3 protein-coding genes and 1 pseudogene are annotated in these 4847 nt (G+C 47.7%); all 4 read right to left on the bottom strand.

Going from position 1 to position 4847, the window contains the following annotated elements; translation table 11 throughout:
* Positions 1 to 239: 239 nt before the first annotated feature.
* Positions 240 to 2366, bottom strand: a complete 2127-nt coding sequence (locus tag J4G02_21985; protein MCE2397184.1) for a PAS domain S-box protein — start codon at positions 2364 to 2366, stop codon at positions 240 to 242.
* Positions 2278 to 2540, bottom strand: a pseudogene (locus J4G02_21980) (BrnT family toxin). The gene J4G02_21985 and the pseudogene J4G02_21980 overlap by 89 nt, the downstream one beginning before the upstream one ends.
* Positions 2541 to 2605: 65 nt before the next feature.
* On the bottom strand, positions 2606 to 3667 hold the full coding sequence (locus J4G02_21975) for a Gfo/Idh/MocA family oxidoreductase (GenBank protein ID MCE2397183.1): 1062 nt from the start codon (positions 3665 to 3667) through the stop codon (positions 2606 to 2608).
* 346 nt (positions 3668 to 4013) lie between these two features.
* Positions 4014 to 4835, bottom strand: a complete 822-nt coding sequence (locus J4G02_21970) for a phytanoyl-CoA dioxygenase family protein (GenBank protein MCE2397182.1) — start codon at positions 4833 to 4835, stop codon at positions 4014 to 4016.
* Positions 4836 to 4847: the final 12 nt, after the last annotated feature.

The raw sequence follows: 4847 nt of genomic DNA, 5'->3' as shown, positions 1-4847 counted from the left end.
TTGGGGTTCAACATATCCTTAAAGTCGCTGTGGATCCCAGCTTCATCATCAACAATCAAAACACGATAATTCCAATGTTTTTTTGATTCCATTGAAGCACCTCAGCTGCTAGGTTAGGAGTTATTTGATTTTATAGTCGCGCAATTTATTTTGGGCGCATGCAAAAAGAAAATAGAGAATTAGATGGCATCGCCAAGGTGCTATGCACTGTTGGCAATCCACATAGGAAAAATATCCCCCTACGGTATAACTGAAGAGCAACGCAGCATAATTCGCATGGTTGTGCCTTTGCCAATTCCCTCGCTCAAGGGGTAAATTTTCCCGCCAGATCCAATCACAAAATTAGCACTTGAATGGAGACCGAGGCCGGTTCCCGATTCCTTCGTTGTATAACCAGCACTGAAAATCAACTTCAAGTTTTCCGGGGCAATACCGATGCCGTTATCGGTAACATCAAGACAGAGAAAATCCTCGCTGATATACGCTTTGACCGCGATACGCGGGGTTTCATTGAATCCACCCGATCGAGCGAGTTCATCAATGGCTTCAATCGAATTCTTGACCAGATTCACCAACATCTGATTAAATTGACTCTCTTGAATCCGAATCTCTTCGGGCGCGCTCTCGCAGTTGACATCTACTTGGATGCCTCTTTTGTCAATCGAATCTTGCTGTAATTTCATCGCACTTAAGATCGCTTTCTGAAGGTTGATCTCTTTCCACATCATACTGGGCTGATTAGAGGACTTTTGCGTACTGATGATATCATTGATATGCGTTACTCTTTCACCGACACGCCCAAGCGTCTCGACCACCTCTCTATTCTGATCGGTAAAATCTGCAGCGAGCGCGATTATAAATGGGAGTACCTGCTGTCCTTGCGGGTCATCTTTGATGTAATCAGCCCAATCCTCTTGATGTGCTTTAACCACATCAGCAAATGCGAAGAAGTGGTCCATGAGTTCATTACCAACTAAATTCTCTTGGAGCACGTTAATTCCGACCGTTACGCTGTTGATTGCGTTGCCGATATTATGGAGGATGGTCTCCACAATTTCCAATCGTCCTTGTGCGAACGCTTGCGTCAATGCTTCTTCGGCAATCACTCGATGCGTCACATCGCGGAAAACGACCACGCCTCCTTTCCCAGTACTTCCTTCGTTTTGTAGCGGTCTCCCACTGACGCTGATAAAAACACCTTCTGGCACTTCCGGATTGCGTACAAACATCTCTACCTCGTCTGATGCCTCACCTTGAAGGGCACGTGCAAGTGGAAGTTCATCTGATGGAAAGGGGGTGATTCTATCAGTAAAAAAGAAACCATAGTTATCACTCCATTTATCAGGGGTTGTATCGATTGGACCGATTCCGAGAATCCTTTGGGCACTTGGATTAAAAATTGTAAAGTTACCACTTGTATCGGCAGCGATCACCCCATCACCCATACTATTAAAAATGGTATCCGTCAGTTGAACCTGATTTTGTAGCTTCTGCATCGTTTGTTCTAACTGTATCGCTGCTATTTTGTCCGCTGTGATGTCGCGAATAACGCACACACAGGCTACCACCTCCTGATTCTCACCAAATAAGGGAATGGCACTAGCCATGACGTGAATTCCCTCTGTCTGTTCCTTATTGCGTACAAAAAGTTCTTGATCCCTTACTGCCTCACCCCGGGAGATCTCTGTGGATAGAAACTGATCGATTGGCATGCGTGTTTCTTTGTCAGGATAAAAAACACCGTGCGTTTCAGACCATTTGCTGGGGAATGCACCCAGGGGCTCCGAACCGAAAACTCGTTGTATACTTGGATTGATAAACAATACTTCACCCGTTAAGCTGAGAACGACGATACCATCAGACATACTATCAAAAACGGTTTTCATCAGTTCGGTTTGATGGCGTAACTCGCCGACGGTTTGGCTTAATTGCTCCTCCATCGTTTTATACTTGGTGATATCGCGGAAAGTTATAACGATGCCCGTGGGGTCTTCTCTATCGTCTTGGATGGGTGTGATGTTATAGTCAATAGGAATTTCTCGACCAGATTTTGCAATGAGGTGGGTATTATAGTCTACCTCGGAAGCAGAAGATAATTCCTCGGTGGTAACAGATCCCCTTTGGAGTGCCTCTATCAAAGACGTGTCTTTTATAAGATTCCCGGCGTTTCCAACATAAATATTGAGAATATCCGTTACGTGCTTTCCAGACCCTTCTTCCATTTCCCAACCTGTCAAGATTTCGGCGACTGGATTCATAAATGTTATCAATCCCTGTTCATCCGTGGCAATTACGGCGTCGCTGACACTGTTGAGAATTGTAGATAGCCGTTCCTCGTTTTCTGTGTTTGTATGATGTTCTTTCACGTTTATGCGCCTTTCTTGCTGAAATAACTCGGATTACCCAATTGCGCCGCGTATAGACAATGCGAAGGATCCTCCCTTTACTTCGACCTAACGCAATGATTCGCGATTCACCATAGTCTCGACGGGTATCTTCTTTTTCTAACCAGGGACCCTATCAAAGAGTTTTACCGCCATGGGCAAACTGATACCATGTTTTGCGATATTGATTCGATTTTTTATGGGATCTCACACGATATTGCTCATGAATATGATCGTCCACCGGCATATATACCATCAACAATAGCCTGATCTGTCCACATCTCCTTCGGCGTGATGAGCGGTGACGTTTTGCCGAGTGCACAATCGATAAAATGAAGTGCTTCGGTGCGGGTTCGTACCCTAGGGTTATCTTGGAATGTCTCAGCGATGCCGGGCGCTACATCCTCAGTCACATCTACATAATCGCCGTCCCGCCACGTCAATAACCGAAACGGCGACAATGAAGCGAAACCCTCCGTTCCCCACACATCAACACCGTTATCCCTTGCTTTCGGGGGTGCCAGCCACATACTTTCAACCGACAACGTAATATCATCAGCGAAGGTGACATAACCGCTTACCAAATCTTCGACATCGTAGGTGTTTCGGACCGCCTCCAGATCAGGAGGCAGCGTAGAGAGGTCTGCAAAACGTGCGCTCGCCCGACCTTCTACGGAGAGGAGGGTGGGACAACCGAGGAACCAAACCCCCAGATCCAGTGTATGTACACCGGTGCTGGCGAGTGAGCCACCCCCGGACCGGGACTTGATGTAGTGTGGTCCCCAATGTATCCAAGTACGCGCGAAACGGGGTGTTCCCAATCCTCCACTGCGGATAAAGTTGTGCGCTGCCTGTGCATCCTTACGGAAACGAAAATTATAACCGACCATCAGCATTCGGCCCCCCTGCTCCGCTGCTTGAAGCATCGCTTCTGCGTCGGCGAGTGAGGGTGCCATCGGCTTGGCTGCTAGCACATGGGCGCCGCTGCTGAGTGCGGCAATCGTCACGGTCGGGCGGACATCTGCCATTGTGCCAACCATGACGACATCAAGAGATTCTTGATCGAACATTTCTTGATAATCTGTGTAAGCTGCTGCACGTGGTCGCTGTGGGTGAGCGTCAAACAGCTCGCGGGCGACTGTTTCGGCGCGTTCTTCATCGATATCACACACTGCAATTAGATTGGCATCGGGATGATTGACCACATTGTCTGAGTATGCGTGGCGTCCAAAGGATCCGCAGCCGATGACACCAACGCGCAATGGATGAGAGACGTTATTCATGTTGCCTCCTCAGAATTTAGGATATGGTATTACAATCAAGATCGGTAATAACCTTTGGTGCTAGTTTAGTGAGAAAGTCTTTTCCACATTGTTCAAGGGTTCATTGGTTTATTAGTCGGTTGGTTGATTCATTCTTCTTATGTTCTACCCTTCAGATACACATGTCGCCCCGCTGGGGCTTTAGGGTATTTGTTTATCCGTATACTATAGACATGTCGCTGGGGCTAAATGAACTGCTGAACCCATGATTTTTACGTTTCACGCATCAGGTTTCACGTTATCAACACCTGCAAACTAGCACCATTGATTAATATGATGTTATCATGCTTTACGAAGTGGGTGCTCATCATGCTTCCACCGAACCCGGCGCATCAAAATAGCCGACTTCTGTCAGACGGTCAATCCAAAATTGACGGGTTAAGCTGCCCTGCGGATTGGACATCCATCGTTTTGAGTATAAATACTGCCGTTTGGGATTGAATGCCTTGACCCCGGCTTGGGCGTTACCTTCGCCTTGTCTACGGAGCGCTTCAATTTCATCGGGGTTCTTGGGATTTGCATAATAGACGACTGTGCACATACGGCGGTCATTGCTTCCACCATACGAGGCGTGCCACATGCGAAGGTCAAACGCGACCACGTCTCCCGGCTCAGAAGCGAGTGCAGTACACGGTACTTGCTCTAGCGGCAGCGACCGGACACCATCGGCGAACTTGTCATCGTTAGGGAGTCGATGGGCGCTAGGAATTACACGCAACGCTCCTGTATTCCCGTCTGTTGGTTCTAAATAAAACGCGAACTTCACGCCGTACTGATGAACCGTACCGGTGTCGCGGTGCCAATGTGTGTTACCGGTATAGCGGTTGGCATCTGTGCCGATACCGAGCACATCGTCACCGTACAACTGTTTAGCGACGGTCAAGAACCGAGGGTCTTCCATCAGGCTCGCAAAGAAAGGCGTTTCTTCGTCCGTCATCGGTGTCCAGTGGCGTTCTGTGCCATCGTATGGTTTGTGTGCGTATTGCTCTGCCATGGTAGCGTTAAACTCTTTGTGGATGGTTGCGAGTTCATCGGCTGAGAATAACTGTTTCAGTACTGTATAGCCAAACGTCTTGTGGAAGTCGATTTGATCCTCTGTAAGCGCTATTGTGTGGGTGGTTTGATTCATGTTTTTATCTCC

This window comes from Candidatus Poribacteria bacterium (genome assembly GCA_021295755.1).
Lineage (GTDB): Bacteria > Poribacteria > WGA-4E > WGA-4E > PCPOR2b > PCPOR2b.
The sequence above is the reverse complement of the archived record's forward strand: the minus strand, read 5'-3'. Positions and strand labels throughout refer to the sequence as shown.